Origin of the sequence: Pseudomonas sp. R2-7-07 (assembly GCF_003852355.1) — a bacterium.
Taxonomy (GTDB): Bacteria; Pseudomonadota; Gammaproteobacteria; order Pseudomonadales; family Pseudomonadaceae; genus Aquipseudomonas.
Window position 1 is genome coordinate 854,592 of the sequence record NZ_CP027759.1, and the last position, 18,134, is coordinate 872,725.

The window sequence follows — 18,134 nt, forward strand, 5'->3', positions numbered from 1 at the left end:
TCCGGATCGAGGGTGGCCCCATGATGTTCGAGCTGCGGGTGCTGGATGGTATGCATCAAGGCGCCGCGCTGCCGTTGTTTGGTGAGCAGTGGGGCGTGGGTGCCAACCCGGACGCTGATCTTGTGTTGAACGATCCCGGGGTTGCCGAGCATCACGCACGTTTGCGCTTGGCCGATGGCCGGTGGTCGGTGCAGGCCGAGGCGGGGCTGCTTGAAAACAGCGATGGGCAAGTGCTGGCGCAGATCGGCGAGCTTGCGCTGAACACGGTCTTTTTGATCGGCCCCGTTCGCTTGTGCGTCAGCCCTGCCGATCAGCCCTGGCCACAGGCACCCGCGCCTGCACCTGCGGCGCCTGAGCCTGCGGAGCAGGCGCCGCTCGCGTTGAAACTGTCATCAATTCCATCGTCCCAACAAAAGCGTTTGCTTAGCCTGGTACTTGCGTTCGCCGTGCTCATTGCGGCAGCCGGCATCATCTTTAGTGGCGAGCGCAAGGCCCAGGCATCGCTGATGCCGGTAGTGGTTCAGAAGCCCGAACTGGGCTCGCCCTTTGAGGTGCGCCAGCAATTGCTGAAGATGCTCAGCGAGCGGGAACTGAGTTCACGGGTCAGCTTGCAAGTCATCAATGGGCAGATTTCCCTGAGCGGTGATGTTTCCCAGGAAGAGGCGGACTTGGTCGCGCGCATGCTCGACCGCTTTGCCGGGCAGTTCGAAACCGTTGTGCCGGTGATCAGCCGCGTACGCACGCGTGACGGAGCACTGCCGTTCAAGATCGTGCAGATCATCAGCGGACCGAACGGCCACGTTGTGCTGGAAGAGGGCACCCGGTTGTTTGTGGGCGACGAAGTCAATGGTCTGCGCCTGGTGCTGATCGATAACAGCAAGGTGGTGTTCGACGGTGCGCAGCGCTATGAGGTGCGTTGGTGAGCGGCGCGTGGCAAGAGCGTCTCCAGGCTTGGCAACGCAGTCAGTCGGCGGCGTTGGACAGCTTTGCGCCGGTCACGATGCGCGGTCGCATACAGCGCGTCAACGGCATGCTGATGCAGTGTCGGCTGCCCCAGGCGCGCATCGGCGACCTGTGCCAGGTTGAAAAGCAACCGGGCGATTACATGCTCGCCGAGATCATTGGCTTCGATCAGCAGGATGCGGTGCTCAGTGCCCTGGGGAATCTGGAAGGCGTGAGCGTGGGCGCCAGCGTGGAGCGTCTTGGTGTGCCGCACAGGGTACGGGTGGGTGATGACCTGCTGGGCCAGGTGCTGGACGGTTTCGGCCGGCCGATTGCCGGCAACGGTCCCAGTGCGTTCGCCGAAGCGGATACGCCCGACGCAACCCCGGTGTTGTGCGAGGCGCCGTTACCCACGGAGCGGCCGCGCATCAACCGCGCATTGGCCACGGGGGTGCGTTCGATCGACGGCCTGATGACGCTGGGAGAAGGCCAGCGCGTCGGGCTGTTCGCGGGGGCAGGCTGTGGCAAGACCACCTTGTTGGCCGAGATCGCCCGTAACGTGGACTGCGATGTGATCGTGTTCGGTTTGATCGGCGAACGGGGCCGAGAGTTGCGCGAGTTTCTTGACCATGAACTGGATGACCAACTACGGGCCAAGGCGGTGCTGGTGTGCTCCACCTCTGACCGTTCCAGCATGGAGCGCGCCCGCGCCGCCTTCACCGCGACGGCGCTCGCCGAAGGTTTCCGGCGCAAGGGCCAGCGCGTGCTTTTGTTGATCGATTCCTTGACGCGTTTTGCGCGAGCCCAGCGTGAAATCGGTCTGGCTGCCGGCGAGCCGCTGGGGCGGGGCGGTCTGCCGCCTTCGGTGTACAGCCTGTTGCCGCGCCTGGTGGAACGGGCGGGGTTGACGCGTGACGGCGTGATCACGGCCATCTACACGGTGTTGATCGAGCAGGACTCGATGAATGACCCGGTGGCCGACGAAGTTCGCTCGCTGCTCGACGGCCACATCGTGCTGTCACGCAAGTTGGCCGAGCGCGGCCATTATCCGGCCGTGGACGTGCTGGCCAGCCTGTCGCGGATTTTGACCAATGTCTGCGAGCCCAGGCATATCCAGGCCGGTACGGCATTGCGGCGCCTGTTGTCGGCCTACCAGCAGATCGAGCTAATGCTCAAGCTGGGTGAGTACCAGGCAGGCAATGATGCCCTGACCGACATGGCGGTAAGCAGCCGCCAGGCGGTGGATAGCTTCCTGCGCCAAGACTTGCGTGAGCCTTCTGCGATCGACACGACTATGGACCAACTGACGGAGCTGACTGCCTATGTCCCATTCTGAAACGTTGCCGGTGAGATCGAAACCCTGCGGCGGTTGCGTCGGTACCGGGCTGATCGTGCCGAACGCGCGCTGCGCGAGGCCAAACGATCACAGCAGGCATTGGTGGCGCACATCCAGCAGGCCCAAGACCTGCTGGAGAAAACCCGTCAGGAAGAGCAACGCCAATGTGCACAACTGTTGAGCGAGCACCAGGGGCAGGTTGTGAGCGTCCAGGCGCTGAAGTCGTGGAATCGCAAGGAACAAAGCCTGTCTGCCGGTACCCGGCGTGAAGAAGGCCAGGTGCAACAGCTGCAAGGGCAGCAGGAACAGCGTGAGGTGGAGATAGGTATCGCGCAGAAGCACGTCACCCAGTGCCTTCGCCAAGTAGAAAAACTGCAGGAATTGGCCAATTTACTCACGCAGGAACCGCTATGAACGCTATTTCAGCCAACACGCCTGAACGCCAACGCCGACGCGACCCTCGCGAGGACCGTGTCCACGAGGTAAGCGCCCCAGTGCCTTGGGAGCAACGGCAGCTCTTTAGCCAATTGTTCGGTGATGACGAACAGGACTCGGGCCGTAGCGCGTCACAGCCCGGAACCCGGGCCGGCGGCGATCTCGCCATGGTCGAGGCGTTGTCGGAGCAGTTGATACCTCGGCTGCAAAGCGGCTCGACGTGGCCGCTGACGGTGGCCATGTACTTGCCACGCCTGGGGCGGATCAATGCCCGTATTCGTCGAGAAGGGGCGGGGTGGAATATCGAGCTTGAGGCGCAGCAGGAAGCAACAGCGCGCTGGCTCTACGGCGTACGGCACCAATGTGAGCATAGGCTCGCCGCGAGCCTGGCGTTACCGGTGGCGCTGTGCGTGGCGAATTCGGCGCCGGCATGATGTTGCCCTCTCTGGCCTTGCGCACTGTGAGGGCTGATGCAGTGGCTGCCCGGCGACGGCTGGGGCGTGGGTTGCACATGCCGTTCCAGGTGGCCGAACAGCGCGGTGAATTACGCCTGGAGCCTGGCACTGAGCCGGTTGGCGCTCAGTCGCTGTGCTTTGAAACCACCAGTGGAGTATTGGCGTTCAGCGAACCGGGGCCGCAATTGAGCTTGATGGGTGAGTGCCCGGTGACGTTGGCCCAGGCCGGCAACGATCCGGACTCCTGGTTCTGGGCATTGTTTCAGCACTACTTGAGCCCCCAGATACGTGACCTGTTCGGCTATATGCGGCTGCTGGAGACGGATCGCCCCGAGGGGTTCGGTTGCCGGCTCAGCGTGTCCCTGGGCGCCTCACGGGTCATGGGCTACCTGTGGCTGAGCGCTGGAAGCTTCCTCGCGTTGTGCGAGGCCGCCCCATGGCGCTCTGTCGCTGCGCCGCTGCCGGGGCAGTTTCAACTGGCGATTGCCGTCACCCTGGGACGCATGCGCCTGACCATTGCACAGGTACGCGGCCTGCGCGCCGGTGATGTGCTGGTCCCCGAGCTCGCGCTGTTCCATGCGCAGGGCAGCGGCTATGTGCAGGTTGGCAGGCATCGGCTGCGGGGCAGTATTGACGATGAAAACGGGACTCTGTGCCTGACCCTTTCTTCTATCGAGGACACGTCTGTGGACGATAATTTTGCGGCGCACGCCTACTCCGAGGATGCGCAGGATGAACCTGTGGTGGATATCTTCGGCCACGAGCCATTCGATGAGTTGAGCATGGCGCTGAATGTTCGCTGCGGCACGCTGAACCTCACGCTGGGCGAGTTGCGCAATCTGGGGCCCGGCTCGGTGCTGGGCATTACCGGTTACGCGCCTGGCCTGGCAGGCCTGTATTACGGCGACCGTCCCATTGGGCAGGGCCAACTGGTGGAAGTCGATGGCCGCTTGGGGTTGCAGCTGTCCCGCGTGCTTTTTGGTCGATGACAGTTCAGGGGCTGGACCCCCTCGTTCTCGCACTGTTTATTGCCACGCTGACGCTGCTGCCGATGCTGTTGATTATCTGCACATCGTTTTTGAAAATCGTGATTGTGCTGATGATTACCCGCAATGCCATCGGCGTGCAGCAAGTGCCGCCGAGCATGGCTATCAACGGCATCGCATTGGCCGCGACGCTGTTTATCATGGCGCCGGTGGGCTACCAGATCGCAGAAACCCTCAAGATTTCTCCGCTGGACACGAGCAGCGTGCAGGGGGTGCTGCAGACAGGCGCAGAGGCCATCAAGCCGTTGCGTGCATTCATGCTGCGCAATCTCGACCCCGACGTGCTCACCCACCTGTTGGAGAATACCCACCGCCTCTGGCCCGCGCAGATGGCGCAGGAGGTGCAGCGTGAAGACCTGATCCTGCTGATTCCCGCCTATGTATTGTCGCAACTGCAGGCGGGGTTCGAGATCGGGTTTCTGATCTACATCCCCTTTATCGTGATTGACCTGATTGTCTCCAACCTCTTATTGGCGCTGGGCATGCAAATGGTTTCACCCATGACCATTTCCCTGCCGCTCAAATTGCTGCTGTTTGTAATGGTGTCCGGCTGGTCGCGGCTGCTCGACAGCCTGTTCCTTTCTTATCTCTGAGCTGAATATGGAACCGATCGTATTGTTCAAGCAGGGCATGTTACTGGTCGTGGTATTGACCGCACCGCCGCTGATCGTGGCTGTGGTGGTGGGCGTGCTGACCTCGCTGGTTCAGGCGCTGATGCAGGTGCAGGATCAGACGCTGCCGTTTGGCATCAAGCTGGTGGCGGTGGGTATCACCCTGATCATGACCGGACGCTGGATCGGCGTGGAGTTGATCCAGCTGATCAACCTGACGTTCGACATGATCGGCCGTTCGGCCCTCCACTGAGGTTGCTTCTGTGCTGCTGTATCTTGAATACCTGCCAAGCCTGGTGATTGCCATGGCGCGCATTTATCCCTGTGCCTTTCTGGTCGCTGCATTCTGTTTTCAACATATTCGTGGCATGCCCCGGCACACGATTGTGATGGTCATGGCATTGATCCCCGCGCCGGGTATCCATGCAGCGTTGGAGGGGTTGGATTACTCGGGCCTCATGCTCGCCGCCTTGGCGCTCAAGGAGTTGGCCCTTGGGGTAGTGCTGGGCGTGTTGCTGTCGATGCCGTTCTGGATGTTCGAGTCGGTGGGCGCGCTGCTGGATAACCAGCGAGGCGCGTTGGCCGGGGGCCAGCTCAACCCGTCGCTGGGCCCGGACGCAACGCCCATCGGGCATATGCTCAAGCAGTTGGCGATTTTTCTGTTGATGGTCACCCTGGGGCTTGGCGCACTGACTCAGGTGATCTGGGACAGCTACCTGATCTGGCCGCCGACGGTGTGGTTCCCGCTGCCGGGGCCCAATGGGTTCAGCGTATTCATCGCGCTGCTCGGGGATACGTTCACCCATATGATGCTCTACGCGGCGCCCTTTATCGGCGTGCTGCTGTTGCTGGAGTTCGGCATCGCACTGCTGGGCGTTTACAGTCAGCAGTTGCAGGTGAGCACACTGGCTCCGCCACTCAAGAGCCTCGCGGGTATCGGTATCCTCTTGCTGTATTTTGCGTTATTGCAGGATCTGATCGTCGGGCGTATGAGTTTGCTGGGTGACCTCAAGCATTCCCTTGGGCTGCTGTTCAAGGTGGCGATGCCATGAGCGACTCGGGAGAGAAAAAACACCCCGCCTCCGCTAAAAAGCTGCGTGACCAGCGTAAGAAAGGCCAAGTCTCCCAGAGCCAGGATGTAGGCAAGTTGCTGGCGCTGACCGCCATCAGCGAAATCGCGCTGTATTCCGCCCAAAGCAGTTTGCAACGTTTCGAACAATTGATGGTGCTACCGATTTCACGCATGAATCAGCCCTTCGTGCGAGCGCTGGAAGAAGTGCTGTTCGATGGGGTGGTGGTGTTTCTATCGTTCGCCTTATTGATGGTTGGGGTGGCGATTGCCACGAAGCTGATCAGCAGTTGGTTGCAAGTCGGGTTTCTGTTCGCCCCGGAAGCACTCAAGCTCGATTTCAATCGGGTCAATCCCATGAGCCAACTCAAGCAAATGTTCTCCGCCCAGTCGGTGATGAACCTGCTGATGAGCGTGGCCAAAGCGTTTCTCCTGGGCCTGATTGTGTATCTGGTGGTCTGGCCCTCTTTGGGCACGCTGATTAATCTGGCCAACAGCGATCTGCAAAGCTACCTGCTGGCGCTGATTGCGCTGTTCCGCTATCTGCTCCATGCCTGTCTCGGATTGCTGTTGGTGTTGGCACTGACCGACCTGACCCTGCAAAAGTACTTCTTCGCCAAGCGCATGCGCATGACCCAGGTCGAAGTGGTCAAGGAATACAAGGACATGGAGGGTGACCCGCACGTCAAGGGGCAGCGCCGCTCGTTGGCGTATCAGTTGGCGCAGGAGGAACCCAAGGTCAAGTTGCCCAAGCTGGAAGAGTCGGACATGTTGGTCGTCAACCCGACCCACTTTGCCGTCGCCCTGTATTACCGTCGCGGCAAGACGCCGTTGCCGCAGTTGGTGGCCAAAGGCACGGATGCGCAGGCGCGCAAACTGATCGATCGCGCCAAGGCGGCTGATGTTCCGGTCATTCAATGCGTATGGCTGGCCCGCACGATTTACGAGAAAAAGCTCGGCGCGCCGATTCCTCGTGAGACGTTGCAGGCCGTGGCGTTGATCTACCGTACCTTGCGTGAGCTTGACGATGAGGCCAAGCGTGAAACCCTTACATTGCCGGAGCTCGAGCAGCGCTGATCAGCGTATGACCGAAAGGTCCAGAGCGTGCAAGTTGGCCAGAGACAACATCCGGCTGAGGATTTTTTCCAGCGCCTGGGGTTGTGCGGGCAGGGTGTGCCAGATAACCAGCGCGCCCTGGTTGTCCACATAGAGGTAACAGCCGTCAAACGCCAGCGCCTGTTGGAAACGACGCTCCAATACCTGTTCCAACTGCCCAGCTTGCAGGGCCATGCCTGCAATGTGTAAGGCTACGCCCTTGCGTGTGCCCGCATCGCACGAGCGCAATGTAATCCCCCTGCACAACTGCTGATGAGCGGGACGGCCGCTCACCAGGTCGTCAATGAGCATCTGGCGGTTCACAGGGGCGCCTGCCTCCACGCTCATCGCTCCAAGGACACGGTCTGATAGTCCGAACGCTCCCCGGCCGGGCCAGGTTCGACGCGCATCTGCGGGGGCCACCAGACCACCATCTTGTCTTTGCTCGATTGCGGACGTGAGCAGGAGTCGCCTTTGCAGGTCGATGTGCAACCGGTAACAAGCAGTACGGCAGCCATAAGCGCGGCATGCATCAGTTTGTGGTTCATGGTGTAGGTGTCCGGGTTGGGAGTGGGGTGATCAGGGAAGGGCGTGGCACACTCAGATGTTCATCCTTGATGACCGGACGCATGGCGATAAACACTTCAGCTTCTTCACCAGGCTTGAGCCAGGCACGCGGCCAGACGGTGACTGCCAGCGTTTGCGAATTGCTGCATTCCTTCTCATCGATGCGCACATTGCGCTTGAACTGATTGCGCAGCACCACCACCGCCACGTTGTAGTGCGGGCCTGCATACCATTGGCTGCGCTCAGTATTCAGCGCCAGCAAGTCGCGGGTGCTGCACAACGTGTTCAGCCCCAGCGGCATAGGTTCGGCCTTGAACGCCTTGGGCACTTCGCCGCTGACCAGATGCGCCAGGGTGCTGGTGATATCGCTGCGGTTAATCACCGGCTGATGGGGGGCGTAGCGCCGCGCCAATGGCTTGAGCGCAGCTTGCAGTTCGACCTGATCGTCCTGAGGCAAATAGCGCGAAGGGTCAGACTGATCGCCGATCACTCGCGGGGTCAGGATGAACAGCCGCTCACGCCGGTTATTCTGCCGTTCGGTCGAGGAGAACAGCGCCTTGCCCAGTAACGGTATGTTCCCCAGCACGGGGACCTTGTTTTGTTTATCGGTGCTTTCGGTGACGTGGAACCCGCCCACCACCAACGAGCGCTTTTCTGCCATCACGGCTTGGGTGCTGACCTTGCCTCGGCGTACATCCGGGCCAATACGTTCGGGGTTGGACTCGTCAAAGTTACCGTCTTCGATGTCTATCGCCAGATGGATCTGATGACCGCCCCGGCTGGTGATCACTCGGGGAACCACCTGGAAGCTGGTGCCCACGGTGATGGGCAGGATCGTCGCGTTTCTGGTGCCGGCAGTCAGGTATTGAGTACGGTTGAAGTCAATGATCGCCGGTTGGTTTTCCAGGGTCAGCACCGAGGGATTGGAGACCATGGTTGCCAGCCCGCGGGACTCCAGCGCGCGGATATCGGCATAGAAGCGATCAAGACGTCCGATCGATAATTGTGATGCGGTACCGGGCGCCATGTTGGCGCCGCCACGGAAGCGACTGTTCTGAAAGCCCCACTTGATACCGAATTCATTTAATTGCGTGCGCTCGATGTCGAGGATGATTGCATCGATTTCCACCAGCTTGCGCGCGACATCCAGTTGGCTGATCAACTCGCGATACATCGCTTGTCGCTCCGGCAAGTCATAAATCAGGATGGCGTTGTTACGCACATCCGCCTCGACGCGGATCCGGCTGGTGCCCACTGGCGCCCGAGGCGTAATCGACATGCCGGCATCCGGGGAAGCAGGTGCACTGAGCATTTGCCCCAGCAGCGGGTTGCCCAGGCGCGCAAAGCTGGGCGTGACAGGTGCGGGCTGGGACTGGGACGGGGAACGTTGGGCCAGCCCGGAAAGCGTCGTGCCAGAGCGCGGCTCCAATAGCCCGCGCAGCATGCTGGCAACGCCAGGGATAACGATTTTTTCGCTGCGATACTCTATCTGGCGGTCTGCGGCATTGGCGAATTTCAGCGGGAACGTCAGCACGCTCTGTTTTTCATCCGCAGAGCGACGCTGGCTGCTGAATTGCTTGATCTGTTCGATGTAGCTTTTGGGGCCGGATACCAGAACGATGCCGTCTTCCGGCAACTCGCCCCAGCCGAAGCGACTGTCGAGCAGACCGATATCAGTTAGCGCCTGCTTGAGGTCGGAAACCGTCTCGGAAGAGACTTCCAGGCGCGCGGACTCTTGTTGGTCCAGTGTGCTGATAAACAGTGTGTTGTTGTACATGTACCACTGGAAGCGGTGTTCGACGCCCAGTCTGTCCAGCAGCGACTGCGGTGTGTTCGCTCGGATCTTGCCATTGACGTCGCCCTCCAGCAGGCCCTCGATTTGCAGTTGCGTGCCGAAGGTCTGGGCGAAGTCCTCAAGCACTTCGCGTAGAGGCTTGTGTTCGGCCTCATAGGCGTAGGCGGTGTTTTTCCACTCGGGAGGGATGGCAGCAAAGGCGCTGAGCACCGGAGCGAGCAAACCGGCGAGCGCGATCAGGCACCTGAAGTGGACACGTCTGGACGAAGTCTCAGGCGGGTTGACGCGCAAGCTGTTGCGCTTGAAGAGGTTCTTATACATAGGTGTTTCCCTGATTAGTGCGACAACGAACGTAGCGAGGTGGGGCTGAGCGGATGGGTCGGCTTGTTCAGGCGTGCAAAGGTTGCCCGCCAGGTATCGCGTTGGTTGAGCAGGGACTCTATACAGCGTTGCAGAAGCTGTTCGCCGTAGGGCTTATGCAGGCAATGAACCAGCCAGAGTTCACCGCTGGTTGGGTGTTGAGCGAGAGCACCCTGGAAGTGATGCAGGCTTATCGCGCCCAGTCGCATCCACGTCATCAGCACTGATTTATTCGGGGGTTGTTGGGTCAGTTGGACACTTAGCAGAAGAGTGTCCGGACAGTGACGCAAGACGATTTCGTCGTCGTTTTCGAATAACCTCAACTCTGCGCCGCCACTTCTCAAACACTCGGCAAGTAGCTCTTTCATGTTACTGGGCGCTGTCCAGAGCAGACTTCATTAGCATGAACTTTACGCGGGTCTGTTCATTGATGAGGTATTCAGACTTGCGATGTTTTACCACAAGGTCATAAAACAAGTCCGCGTCCTGCTCTGACCCGGAGTAATTATTTACTGCAGAGTCGACCTCACGTTTAACGTGTTTTGCGTCTCTGACAAGTCTATCTCTAAGGCTGTCGAAAAAGTTCATGTGAGGTGCCTTTCTGGGTGTGTATCCCTTAATGGCTTTTATTACGAAATGGTTCCATGTATTGCTGCTTATATGTTAAGAAATATGTCCCCGCCGTTCGCTGTCGAAGGGCTTTCATCGCTGTTCATGACGGCCTTGACCATAGAGATCCAGTCAATGCGGAAATCTCCCTCATCGGTATTCAATAACAGCGTTTGAGGCTCGATCGAGTTTGCTGCGCGCAGCGACCAGTGATGACTACCGCTGCTGTCTAGGCATCGCCTCACCGTCTCGAGGTCATGTGGATTACAAAGTAATGTCGCCTTGATTGCAGGGATTTGGCACGCCAGCAACTGCTTGATCAGGGCGCCGATACGGTGAGGTGGGGACGTTTGCTCGAGCAAAAGGTGAATAGCCTGGTTGGCAATTGAAGTGGCGCATCGTTCGAGGTTTTCACAGAGGACCTGGCGCTCTGCTTCCCAGCGTTTGAGTTGGGCATCGGCACGCTGCCATATTTCAAACCCTGCTTGTTCAAGCAAGTGTTCCCGTTGTTCGTGTGCCTCCCTCAGCAATTGTCTGGCACCAGCCTTTGCCTGCTCTATCACATCACTGGCCTGGGTATAACTGGCCAGGGTTTCACCGGAAATCAGGCTTCCCGGGAGAGGCGGCGTAGCGCCAGGCGAGTTGATCGTACGTCGACATAGCATCGTTAATCTCCTTGCGGCTGCGGCCATGACTCGCAAGCGCTGCTGTTAAGGTTCAGCGTGCCTATACGCCACACCACGGCGTGCCAGAGGGTATCGAGCCGACTGTGCGATCCATTGAGCGCCAGTGGCATTTCTTCCAGATCAAGCACGCGTCGGCGTGCAAAGCGTAGCCTTATCCGTTGCCAGGCCGCAGGTGGGATCCAAGCGCGCAACAACTGCAACGGATCCTTATCCGGTTGCACGATATCCAGGCATAGCGCCTTGGACAGGCTGTTACACCACAGAAGATGGTGCTCGTCCAATGCTGCTGCGTAGCTGGGCCGGCAGATACCGTCGATCAGTGCCAGCCCCAGCTCAAGTTGCTCGCATGAGGCAATTGCCAATTGGAGTAAGGCGGGGTCAGGCATTGTCGGCAGGCAGGGAGTAATACCGTAATGTGTACCCGTTGCGACTAGCCCGCGGCGATGAATGTCTACAAGCGCCGCATGGGTATGCGTGCTTTTCCAGTCTGCGTGCGCATACAACCAAGGGGCTGCCCACCATCGGGCCCATGCGAGGTTACTCATTGTTTGAATGAGCGGGCATGTCAGGGGACCGCGCGTGCGTTTGAGCGTGCAAGACAGGTTCGGGCGTGGCTCGCTGTTTTCGCTTCTGCCAGAACAGGGTGGCCGACACCATAAGCGCCAGGACCAGTAGCGAGACCGTCACGCTGGCCCGCCAAAAACCGAGGTCGTCGCCTGGGACCAGAAACGGCCCGAAATAAACCAGGCTTTGTTGTTCCGTATAAGCTGTCGCTGGCACGAATACCACGGTCAGTTTCTGCGGATTATCGAGCGCTGTGGCCATGCCGGGTATGCTACTGGCAACCAGCCTGCGCACACGGGCCCTGATATTGTCGGGGTCAAGCCGCGGATCATGTTTGATAAACACCGACGCGGAGGCCGGTTGGACAGGCTCGCCCGGCGCCACTCGCTCAGGCAGTACCACATGGACCCTGGCCACGATGACCCCATCAATGTTCGATAAGGTGGTTTCCAACTCCTGGGACAGGGCGTAGATGTAGCGTGCTCGTTCTTCCAGCGGCGTCGAGATGACGCCTTCCTTACGAAAAGTGTCGCCCAACGTAGCGCGTGCTGCCCGAGGTAGTCCAACGGCCTCCAGCGTTCGTACGGCCCTTGCAATATCAATGGCATTGACTACCACGACAACGCCGTCTTTGGCGGGAACCTTACTCGCACGAATATGTTTGTCCGCCAGCTCTGCTACAACTTCGTTGGCCTCTTGTTCCGTTAATTGCCGGTGGAGTTCGACACGTTCACTGCAGCCACTTAGCATGAGTGTGAAAGACAGGGTTAATGCAGTAAACAACGTGCGCGTCATGTTGACCTACTGGAGGTTGCTGATTTTATCAATGCACTGCGCGGTTTTACCAACACACTTCGTCAACATTAGCTGAAGCAATAATGCGTCGGAGAGTTGGCTTGGGTATTTTCGGGCCTCGTCAAGTTTGTCTGTGCTGCCGAGTGCACGCAAACTTTTGGACATACGTTCAGTTACGCCGGTTAGCTTGCCTGCGGTGTCGGTCAACAGGTTTTTTGGCGTTGGCTGATCAACTGTCGGGCTCGTATAGGCAGATGGCGTCATGGCCGAATTGAAAAAGTTCACATCTGTGCTTGAGGCGAACACTTCTTCTGTTCTGTAGGCGCCCGGCAGTCTGGCGTCAGCAGGCTTTATAACTTCTATCATCATGCAGCCCCGTGGTTGAGTAGTTGCCAATGCGGTGTTGATAGTCGGTAATGGAGTCTGCACTTAAATGGCCCTCCCGGCAGAGGCTGCCGGAAAGGCCAGATACGTTCAGGCGGTTACAAACGCAGGGCGTCGACAGCCGATTTGATACCACTGGTATTGGCGTTCTCTGCCGCTTTGAACGCGTTTTTTACACCGTCTGCGCGTTTCTTTCGTTCAGAGGCTTCCAAGCCAGCGTCGGCATCCTGCGCAGACATACCGCCACCGCCAGCGCCAAAACCGCCCGCATAAGGTGAATAGGAAGATCCACTAGGAATAGTCATATCATTTTCTCCGTAGATAACGTTATTTTTACTGGGGTCAGCAATACGCTAAAAAATGTTTGTATAACCGTAGTGCCTTTCCATCATTTAAGTGGTTCAAGAGATTTTTGCGTTCCATGGGGTACCGAGCGGAATGTTTCAAAAAATGTAAGTTGATAGCGGTATAGGTCGTGGCGATTCTCAGCTCAGCGAAACGCCCAGATGCTTCATCCGGTGGTAGAGCGTTCTTTTGGCTACTCCTAGTTCTATCGCCACACTGTCGACACAGCGGTCGTTTTGACGAAGAGACTCCTCAATCAGCGATTTCTCCATCTGATGCAAGCGGGCCTTCAGGCTCATTTCCCGTTCCTGGCGCGTTATCACCGTTGCTGAGAGCGGTGGCAGGCCCAGTACAAAACGCTTCGCCGTAGAACGTAACTCGCGCACATTGCCCTTCCAGGAATGACACAGCAACTGCTGTAACAACCACTTGCCGGGACGGGGCGGAGCAGGGAGTTTGAAGTGCTCAGCCTCATGCTCAATCATATCGAGGAACATCGGTATAATTCGCTCTCGCCGCTCCCGTAAAGCCGGAAGATGAATGCTGACAACATTCAAGCGAAAGTACAGGTCTCGCCGGAAGGTACCTTGCTCGACCATGTCGTGCAGCGCGTGCTGAGCAGAGGCGATCACTCGCATGTCCACGGGTATGAATCGGGTCGAGCCTAAACGCTCCACCCCGCGAGACTCCAATACCCGTAGCAGCTTGGCTTGCAACGTCAGTGGCATGCTGTCGATTTCATCGAGGTATAAGGTGCCCAAGTGTGCCGCTTCAACGAATCCGGCTCGAGATTGCATGGCGCCCGTGTAGGCGCCGCTGTTGACGCCGAACAACTGGCTTTCGGCAAGGCTTTCCGGGATGGCCGCACAGTTGACCGCAACGAAGTTTCCTTTGCGGCGTGACAGGTGGTGAATACGTTGTGCCAATGTATCTTTACCGGTACCTGTTTCTCCCATCAACAGAATATCTATATCGAGAGCGGCTGTGCTGTTAACAGTCGTTTCGATGTTCGGGCAATCAGAAAAAGTTATATCTGTTATAGGTTTATTCTGACTGAGCGTCGACATAAATGCTTTGGTCCATTGCGGTAGCCACTCGATAAGGGCTGTATCCATTAGTGTTAGTTAAACAGGATTTTTTTGGCTTGTCATGATCCTGTTAAAGCAGCAGGCAAAGTGAAAAGTATGAATGCTCAAGCGATAAAGGATTTCAAGTGAAGATTGGAGGTGTCAGGCAAGTTGGGTGTAAGAGAAATCCTGAATTAATAACGATTAATTTTAAATGGCGAGTTTTTTAACGAGGAGTTGCGGTTAATGTGCGTCGAGCGTTTGAAGTTAAAACGTATCAACAGATGTCATGCTTGCAAAGTGTGTTTCTTGATAGGAAGTATTTTATTTGCGCGGCGCTCTAACGCCCACAAAAAAGCCGATGCAATGCATCGGCTCTTTTTTGCGGCGTCAAAAACCGCAGGCAATTCTTACACGTTGAAACGGAAGTGCATCACATCACCATCCTTGACGATGTATTCCTTACCTTCAAGACGCCATTTACCTGCTTCCTTTGCACCCGCTTCGCCCTTGTACTGGATGAAGTCGTTGTAGGCGATCACTTCAGCGCGGATAAAGCCTTTTTCGAAGTCGGTGTGGATCACGCCGGCGGCCTGTGGCGCGGTGGCGCCAACCTTGACGGTCCAGGCACGGACTTCTTCGACACCGGCGGTGAAGTAGGTCTGCAGGTGCAGCATTTCGTAGCCGGCGCGGATCACGCGGTTCAGACCAGGCTCTTCCAGGCCCAGGGCCTCGAGGAACATGTCTTTTTCTTCGCCGTCATCCAGCTCTGCGATTTCCGCTTCGATCTTGTTGCACACGGGGACCACGATCGCGCCTTCTTCGTCGGCGATGGCCTTGACCACGTCCAGCAGCGGGTTGTTCTCGAAGCCGTCTTCAGCGACGTTGGCGATGTACATCACAGGCTTGGTGGTGAGCAGATGGAAGCCCTTGATCACGGCTTTTTCGTCGGTGCTCATGTTCTTCATGAGGCTACGCGCCGGCTTGCCTTCGGTGAAGTGAGCGATCAACTGCTCCAGCAGGCCTTTCTGGACTACTGCGTCCTTGTCACCGCCCTTGGCGTTGCGCGCGACTTTCTGCAGTTGTTTCTCGCAGCTGTCGAGGTCGGCGAAGATCAGTTCCAGGTCGATGATCTCGATGTCACGCTTGGGGTCAACGCTGTTGGAGACGTGAATCACGTTCTCGTCTTCAAAGCAGCGGACCACGTGGGCGATGGCATCGGTCTCACGGATGTTGGCCAGGAACTTGTTGCCCAGGCCTTCCCCTTTCGAGGCGCCCGCTACCAGGCCGGCGATGTCGACGAATTCCATGGTGGTCGGCAGGATGCGCTTGGGATTGACGATGGCCGCCAATGCAGCCAGGCGCGGGTCGGGCATGGCCACGATGCCGCTGTTGGGCTCGATGGTACAGAAGGGGAAGTTCTCCGCTGCAATACCGGACTTGGTCAGGGCGTTGAACAGGGTGGATTTGCCGACGTTGGGCAGGCCGACGATGCCGCAATTGAATCCCATGGTGTTTCCCCTCGGTAAAAGTCAGGCCTTCTGGCTGTGCAGGTTTTTCATCGCACGGTTCCATTCACCGGCGAAGATATCCGGCAGCACGCCGAGGGCAAAGTCGATGCTGGCATCGAGTTTTTCCTGTTCGGCGCGTGGCGCACGACCCAGGACGAAATTTGAAACCATACTGGCAACGCCTGGGTGGCCAATGCCGAGCCGCAGACGGTAGAAATTATTCTGATTACCCAACTGCGCGATGATGTCGCGCAAGCCATTGTGCCCGCCATGCCCGCCGCCCAGCTTGAGCTTGGCAACGCCGGGTGGCAGGTCCAGTTCGTCATGGGCCACCAGGATTTCCTCGGGTTTGATCCGGAAGAACCCCGCAAGCGCCGCGACAGCCTGGCCGCTGCGGTTCATGTAGGTGGTGGGAATCAGCAGACGAACATCCTGACCCTGGTGCGAGAAGCGCCCGGTCAGGCCAAAATATTTGCGATCGGCCACAAGATTGATGCCTTGGGCGTGGGCGATGCGCTCAACAAAAAGGGCCCCCGCGTTATGCCGGGTCTGTTCGTATTCGGCGCCTGGATTTCCCAGGCCAACGATCAGTTTAATGGCGGTCACGACAGGGGCCCTTCCTTTGGAGTTGTGGATAACATCGCCGCAACCAACGTGCGGCGAAAGTGGACGACAGGAGCTCACTTATCCAGAGATAAACTTCGCGTTATCGCCCGCTTTCTCGCTACGTTTCGGTCCGCGATGTTTCCTCAAGCTCCGACGCTGCACAGAGCATTACTCGGCAGCGGTTTCGCCTGCTTCATCTTCTGCTACAACACGTGGCGCGTGGACGTTGGCAACAGCCTTGTCGTCGTTGTGAGCCAGTGCAACGAACTCAACGCCTTTAGGGGCCTTGAGGTCGGACAGGTGAATGATGGTGCCGATTTCAGCAGCCGACAGGTCGACTTCGATGAACTCAGGCAGGTCTTTCGGCAGGCAGCTTACTTCCAGCTCGGTAGTAGTGTGGGAAACAACGCCACCTTTCTTGACCGGAGCTTCTTCACCAACAAAGTGCACTGGAACGATGGCGGTCAGTTTCTGGCCGGCAATAACGCGTACAAAGTCAGCATGCAGCACGTGGCCTTTGGCCGGGTGACGTTGCAGGGCTTTGATGATCACGTTCTGCTTGGTGCCGCCAACGTTCAGTTCGATAACGTGGCTGTAGGCAGCATCGTTTTCGAGCAGTTTGGCAACTTCTTTAGCCAGCATGCTGATGGATTCAGGGGCTTTGTCGCCACCGTAAACTACAGCTGGAACCAGGCTTGCGAGACGACGCAGGCGGCGGCTCGCACCTTTCCCCAGGTCGGAACGCACTTCAGCATTCAGAGTAAAATCGTTCATGTTGTATCTCCAAAATAACCACATTCGCCCCAGCGTTTGCGACCAGCGCTAAAGGCGATATGGGCAAAAAAGCCCCGCCCCAGCGGAATGCTGGGGCGGGGCGCTTTTCGTCAGTGAAATGGTCCGCAGGTTTGACCCTTAGCGGAACATCGCGCTGATCGATTCTTCGTTGCTGATGCGGCGAACCGCTTCGGCAACTACCGGTGCGATATCCAGTTGACGAATACGCGAACAGGCTTGAGCTGCAGCGGACAACGGGATGGTGTTGGTCACCACCAGTTCGTCCAGCATGGAGTTCTCGATGTTCTCGATCGCTCGGCCCGACAGCACAGGGTGTGTGCAGTAGGCGAAGACTTTTGCGGCACCGTGCTCTTTCAGGGCTTTCGCCGCGTGGCACAGGGTGCCGGCGGTGTCGACCATGTCATCAACCAGAATACAGGTACGCCCTTCGACATCACCGATGATATGCATCACTTCAGAGTGATTGGCTTTCTCGCGGCGTTTGTCGATGATACCGAGGTCCACGCCCAGGGATTTGGCGACAGCCCGTGCACGCACGACGCCACCAATGTCCGGGGACACGATCATCAGGTTTTCAAAGCGTTGGTCTTCGATGTCATCCACCAGGACGGGGGAGCCGTAGATGTTATCTACCGGAATATCGAAGAACCCCTGGATTTGGTCAGCGTGCAGGTCAACCGTGAGAACACGGTCGATACCTACCACGGTCAGCATGTCAGCAACGACTTTCGCGCTGATGGCCACACGTGCGGAGCGCGGACGGCGATCCTGACGGGCATAACCAAAATAAGGGATTACAGCTGTGATTCGAGTCGCTGAGGAGCGGCGGAAGGCATCAGCCATCACGACGAGTTCCATCAGGTTATCGTTGGTCGGAGCGCAGGTCGGCTGAATAATGAAGACGTCTTTACCGCGAACGTTTTCATTGATCTCGGCAGTAATTTCGCCGTCGGAGAATTTACCGACAGAGATGTCACCGAGAGGGATATGCAGCTGACGTACGACACGTCGAGCCAGATCGGGGTTGGCATTCCCCGTAAAGACCATCATCTTGGACACGC

22 protein-coding genes and 1 pseudogene are annotated in these 18,134 nt (G+C 57.9%); 9 read left to right on the plus strand and 14 right to left on the minus strand.

Annotated elements, in window-relative coordinates; all coding sequences use genetic code 11:
- Window positions 1-23: 23 nt before the first annotated feature.
- The 9 genes and pseudogenes from C4J86_RS03595 (at window position 24) to sctU (ending at window position 6,971) form a co-directional block, all read left to right on the plus strand.
- Window positions 24-923 (plus strand): FHA domain-containing protein, encoded by a 900-nt coding sequence (locus C4J86_RS03595; protein ID WP_177413169.1) that lies wholly within the window; start codon window positions 24-26, stop codon window positions 921-923.
- On the plus strand, window positions 920-2,278 hold the full coding sequence (locus tag C4J86_RS03600; RefSeq protein ID WP_124365734.1) for a FliI/YscN family ATPase: 1,359 nt from the start codon (window positions 920-922) through the stop codon (window positions 2,276-2,278). Before C4J86_RS03595 ends, C4J86_RS03600 begins: the two co-directional genes overlap by 4 nt.
- Window positions 2,265-2,692, plus strand: a pseudogene (locus tag C4J86_RS03605) (YscO family type III secretion system apparatus protein). The gene C4J86_RS03600 and the pseudogene C4J86_RS03605 overlap by 14 nt, the downstream one beginning before the upstream one ends.
- The gene (locus tag C4J86_RS03610; protein WP_124369498.1) at window positions 2,689-3,147 is read left to right on the plus strand and encodes a type III secretion system HrpP C-terminal domain-containing protein; all 459 of its coding nucleotides are present in this window, start codon (window positions 2,689-2,691) and stop codon (window positions 3,145-3,147) included. The pseudogene C4J86_RS03605 and the gene C4J86_RS03610 overlap by 4 nt, the downstream one beginning before the upstream one ends.
- The gene (locus tag C4J86_RS03615) at window positions 3,144-4,157 is read left to right on the plus strand and encodes a FliM/FliN family flagellar motor switch protein (RefSeq protein ID WP_124369499.1); all 1,014 of its coding nucleotides are present in this window, start codon (window positions 3,144-3,146) and stop codon (window positions 4,155-4,157) included. Before C4J86_RS03610 ends, C4J86_RS03615 begins: the two co-directional genes overlap by 4 nt.
- Window positions 4,154-4,807, plus strand: coding sequence for a type III secretion system export apparatus subunit SctR (sctR, locus tag C4J86_RS03620; RefSeq protein WP_124369500.1), 654 nt, complete (start codon window positions 4,154-4,156; stop codon window positions 4,805-4,807). Before C4J86_RS03615 ends, sctR begins: the two co-directional genes overlap by 4 nt.
- A gap of 7 nt (window positions 4,808-4,814) precedes the next feature.
- Window positions 4,815-5,078 (plus strand): type III secretion system export apparatus subunit SctS, encoded by a 264-nt coding sequence (gene sctS, locus C4J86_RS03625; protein ID WP_124369501.1) that lies wholly within the window; start codon window positions 4,815-4,817, stop codon window positions 5,076-5,078.
- A gap of 10 nt (window positions 5,079-5,088) precedes the next feature.
- Complete coding sequence (gene sctT / locus C4J86_RS03630; protein ID WP_124369502.1) at window positions 5,089-5,877, plus strand: type III secretion system export apparatus subunit SctT; 789 nt, start codon at window positions 5,089-5,091, stop codon at window positions 5,875-5,877.
- Window positions 5,874-6,971, plus strand: coding sequence for a type III secretion system export apparatus subunit SctU (gene sctU, locus C4J86_RS03635; RefSeq protein ID WP_124369503.1), 1,098 nt, complete (start codon window positions 5,874-5,876; stop codon window positions 6,969-6,971). The genes sctT and sctU overlap by 4 nt, the downstream gene beginning before the upstream one ends.
- Here sctU and C4J86_RS03640 read toward each other — a convergent pair whose 3' ends face one another.
- From C4J86_RS03640 to C4J86_RS03705, 14 genes are all read right to left on the minus strand, one after another.
- Window positions 6,972-7,301 carry a transcriptional regulator gene (locus C4J86_RS03640; protein WP_256681722.1) on the minus strand — a complete coding sequence of 110 codons (330 nt, stop codon included), beginning with the start codon at window positions 7,299-7,301 and terminating at the stop codon, window positions 6,972-6,974.
- Between the two features lie 32 nt (window positions 7,302-7,333).
- Window positions 7,334-7,537, minus strand: coding sequence for an HrpT family type III secretion system protein (gene hrpT, locus C4J86_RS03645; protein ID WP_124369505.1), 204 nt, complete (start codon window positions 7,535-7,537; stop codon window positions 7,334-7,336).
- Complete coding sequence (gene sctC, locus C4J86_RS03650) at window positions 7,534-9,672, minus strand: type III secretion system outer membrane ring subunit SctC (RefSeq protein WP_124369506.1); 2,139 nt, start codon at window positions 9,670-9,672, stop codon at window positions 7,534-7,536. Before sctC ends, hrpT begins: the two co-directional genes overlap by 4 nt.
- A 14-nt stretch (window positions 9,673-9,686) precedes the next feature.
- Window positions 9,687-9,929, minus strand: coding sequence for a hypothetical protein (locus C4J86_RS26960; RefSeq protein WP_256681723.1), 243 nt, complete (start codon window positions 9,927-9,929; stop codon window positions 9,687-9,689).
- Window positions 9,930-10,367: 438 nt separating this feature from the next.
- A complete protein-coding gene (sctL, locus tag C4J86_RS03660; protein WP_124369508.1) occupies window positions 10,368-10,985 on the minus strand; it encodes a type III secretion system stator protein SctL in 618 nt (205 codons plus the stop codon).
- 2 nt (window positions 10,986-10,987) lie between these two features.
- A complete protein-coding gene (locus C4J86_RS03665; RefSeq protein ID WP_256657451.1) occupies window positions 10,988-11,392 on the minus strand; it encodes a type III secretion protein in 405 nt (134 codons plus the stop codon).
- Window positions 11,393-11,543: 151 nt separating this feature from the next.
- Complete coding sequence (sctJ, locus tag C4J86_RS03670) at window positions 11,544-12,365, minus strand: type III secretion system inner membrane ring lipoprotein SctJ (RefSeq protein WP_124369510.1); 822 nt, start codon at window positions 12,363-12,365, stop codon at window positions 11,544-11,546.
- Between the two features lie 6 nt (window positions 12,366-12,371).
- On the minus strand, window positions 12,372-12,794 hold the full coding sequence (locus tag C4J86_RS26965; protein ID WP_256681724.1) for an EscI/YscI/HrpB family type III secretion system inner rod protein: 423 nt from the start codon (window positions 12,792-12,794) through the stop codon (window positions 12,372-12,374).
- Between the two features lie 53 nt (window positions 12,795-12,847).
- Window positions 12,848-13,054: a hypothetical protein gene (locus C4J86_RS03680; protein WP_124369511.1), complete on the minus strand. Its 207-nt coding sequence runs from the start codon at window positions 13,052-13,054 to the stop codon at window positions 12,848-12,850.
- A gap of 180 nt (window positions 13,055-13,234) precedes the next feature.
- Window positions 13,235-14,161 (minus strand): sigma 54-interacting transcriptional regulator, encoded by a 927-nt coding sequence (locus C4J86_RS03685; RefSeq protein ID WP_124365749.1) that lies wholly within the window; start codon window positions 14,159-14,161, stop codon window positions 13,235-13,237.
- A gap of 410 nt (window positions 14,162-14,571) precedes the next feature.
- Window positions 14,572-15,672 (minus strand): redox-regulated ATPase YchF, encoded by a 1,101-nt coding sequence (ychF, locus tag C4J86_RS03690; RefSeq protein ID WP_057725888.1) that lies wholly within the window; start codon window positions 15,670-15,672, stop codon window positions 14,572-14,574.
- 21 nt (window positions 15,673-15,693) lie between these two features.
- Complete coding sequence (gene pth, locus C4J86_RS03695; protein WP_003188350.1) at window positions 15,694-16,278, minus strand: aminoacyl-tRNA hydrolase; 585 nt, start codon at window positions 16,276-16,278, stop codon at window positions 15,694-15,696.
- A 168-nt stretch (window positions 16,279-16,446) separates the two neighbouring features.
- On the minus strand, window positions 16,447-17,052 hold the full coding sequence (locus tag C4J86_RS03700) for a 50S ribosomal protein L25/general stress protein Ctc (protein ID WP_124361194.1): 606 nt from the start codon (window positions 17,050-17,052) through the stop codon (window positions 16,447-16,449).
- Window positions 17,053-17,190: 138 nt separating this feature from the next.
- Entirely contained in the window at window positions 17,191-18,132 is a 942-nt protein-coding gene (locus C4J86_RS03705) for a ribose-phosphate pyrophosphokinase (RefSeq protein ID WP_003208392.1), read from the minus strand.
- Window positions 18,133-18,134 lie beyond the last annotated feature (2 nt).

Coding starts and splice junctions, on each gene's coding strand:
- C4J86_RS03615 (WP_124369499.1), top strand. CDS start 3,144: ATGATGTTGCCCTCTCTGGCCTTGCGCACTGTGAGGGCTGATGCAGTG.
- sctL (WP_124369508.1), bottom strand. CDS start 10,985: ATGCTATGTCGACGTACGATCAACTCGCCTGGCGCTACGCCGCCTCTC.
- sctS (WP_124369501.1), top strand. CDS start 4,815: ATGGAACCGATCGTATTGTTCAAGCAGGGCATGTTACTGGTCGTGGTA.
- C4J86_RS03685 (WP_124365749.1), bottom strand. CDS start 14,161: ATGTCGACGCTCAGTCAGAATAAACCTATAACAGATATAACTTTTTCT.
- sctU (WP_124369503.1), top strand. CDS start 5,874: ATGAGCGACTCGGGAGAGAAAAAACACCCCGCCTCCGCTAAAAAGCTG.
- C4J86_RS03700 (WP_124361194.1), bottom strand. CDS start 17,052: ATGAACGATTTTACTCTGAATGCTGAAGTGCGTTCCGACCTGGGGAAA.
- sctR (WP_124369500.1), top strand. CDS start 4,154: ATGACAGTTCAGGGGCTGGACCCCCTCGTTCTCGCACTGTTTATTGCC.
- sctJ (WP_124369510.1), bottom strand. CDS start 12,365: ATGACGCGCACGTTGTTTACTGCATTAACCCTGTCTTTCACACTCATG.
- C4J86_RS03640 (WP_256681722.1), bottom strand. CDS start 7,301: ATGCTCATTGACGACCTGGTGAGCGGCCGTCCCGCTCATCAGCAGTTG.
- ychF (WP_057725888.1), bottom strand. CDS start 15,672: ATGGGATTCAATTGCGGCATCGTCGGCCTGCCCAACGTCGGCAAATCC.
- C4J86_RS03665 (WP_256657451.1), bottom strand. CDS start 11,392: ATGCCTGACCCCGCCTTACTCCAATTGGCAATTGCCTCATGCGAGCAA.
- sctC (WP_124369506.1), bottom strand. CDS start 9,672: ATGTATAAGAACCTCTTCAAGCGCAACAGCTTGCGCGTCAACCCGCCT.
- C4J86_RS26960 (WP_256681723.1), bottom strand. CDS start 9,929: ATGACGTGGATGCGACTGGGCGCGATAAGCCTGCATCACTTCCAGGGT.
- C4J86_RS03610 (WP_124369498.1), top strand. CDS start 2,689: ATGAACGCTATTTCAGCCAACACGCCTGAACGCCAACGCCGACGCGAC.
- C4J86_RS03680 (WP_124369511.1), bottom strand. CDS start 13,054: ATGACTATTCCTAGTGGATCTTCCTATTCACCTTATGCGGGCGGTTTT.
- hrpT (WP_124369505.1), bottom strand. CDS start 7,537: ATGAACCACAAACTGATGCATGCCGCGCTTATGGCTGCCGTACTGCTT.
- C4J86_RS03595 (WP_177413169.1), top strand. CDS start 24: ATGTTCGAGCTGCGGGTGCTGGATGGTATGCATCAAGGCGCCGCGCTG.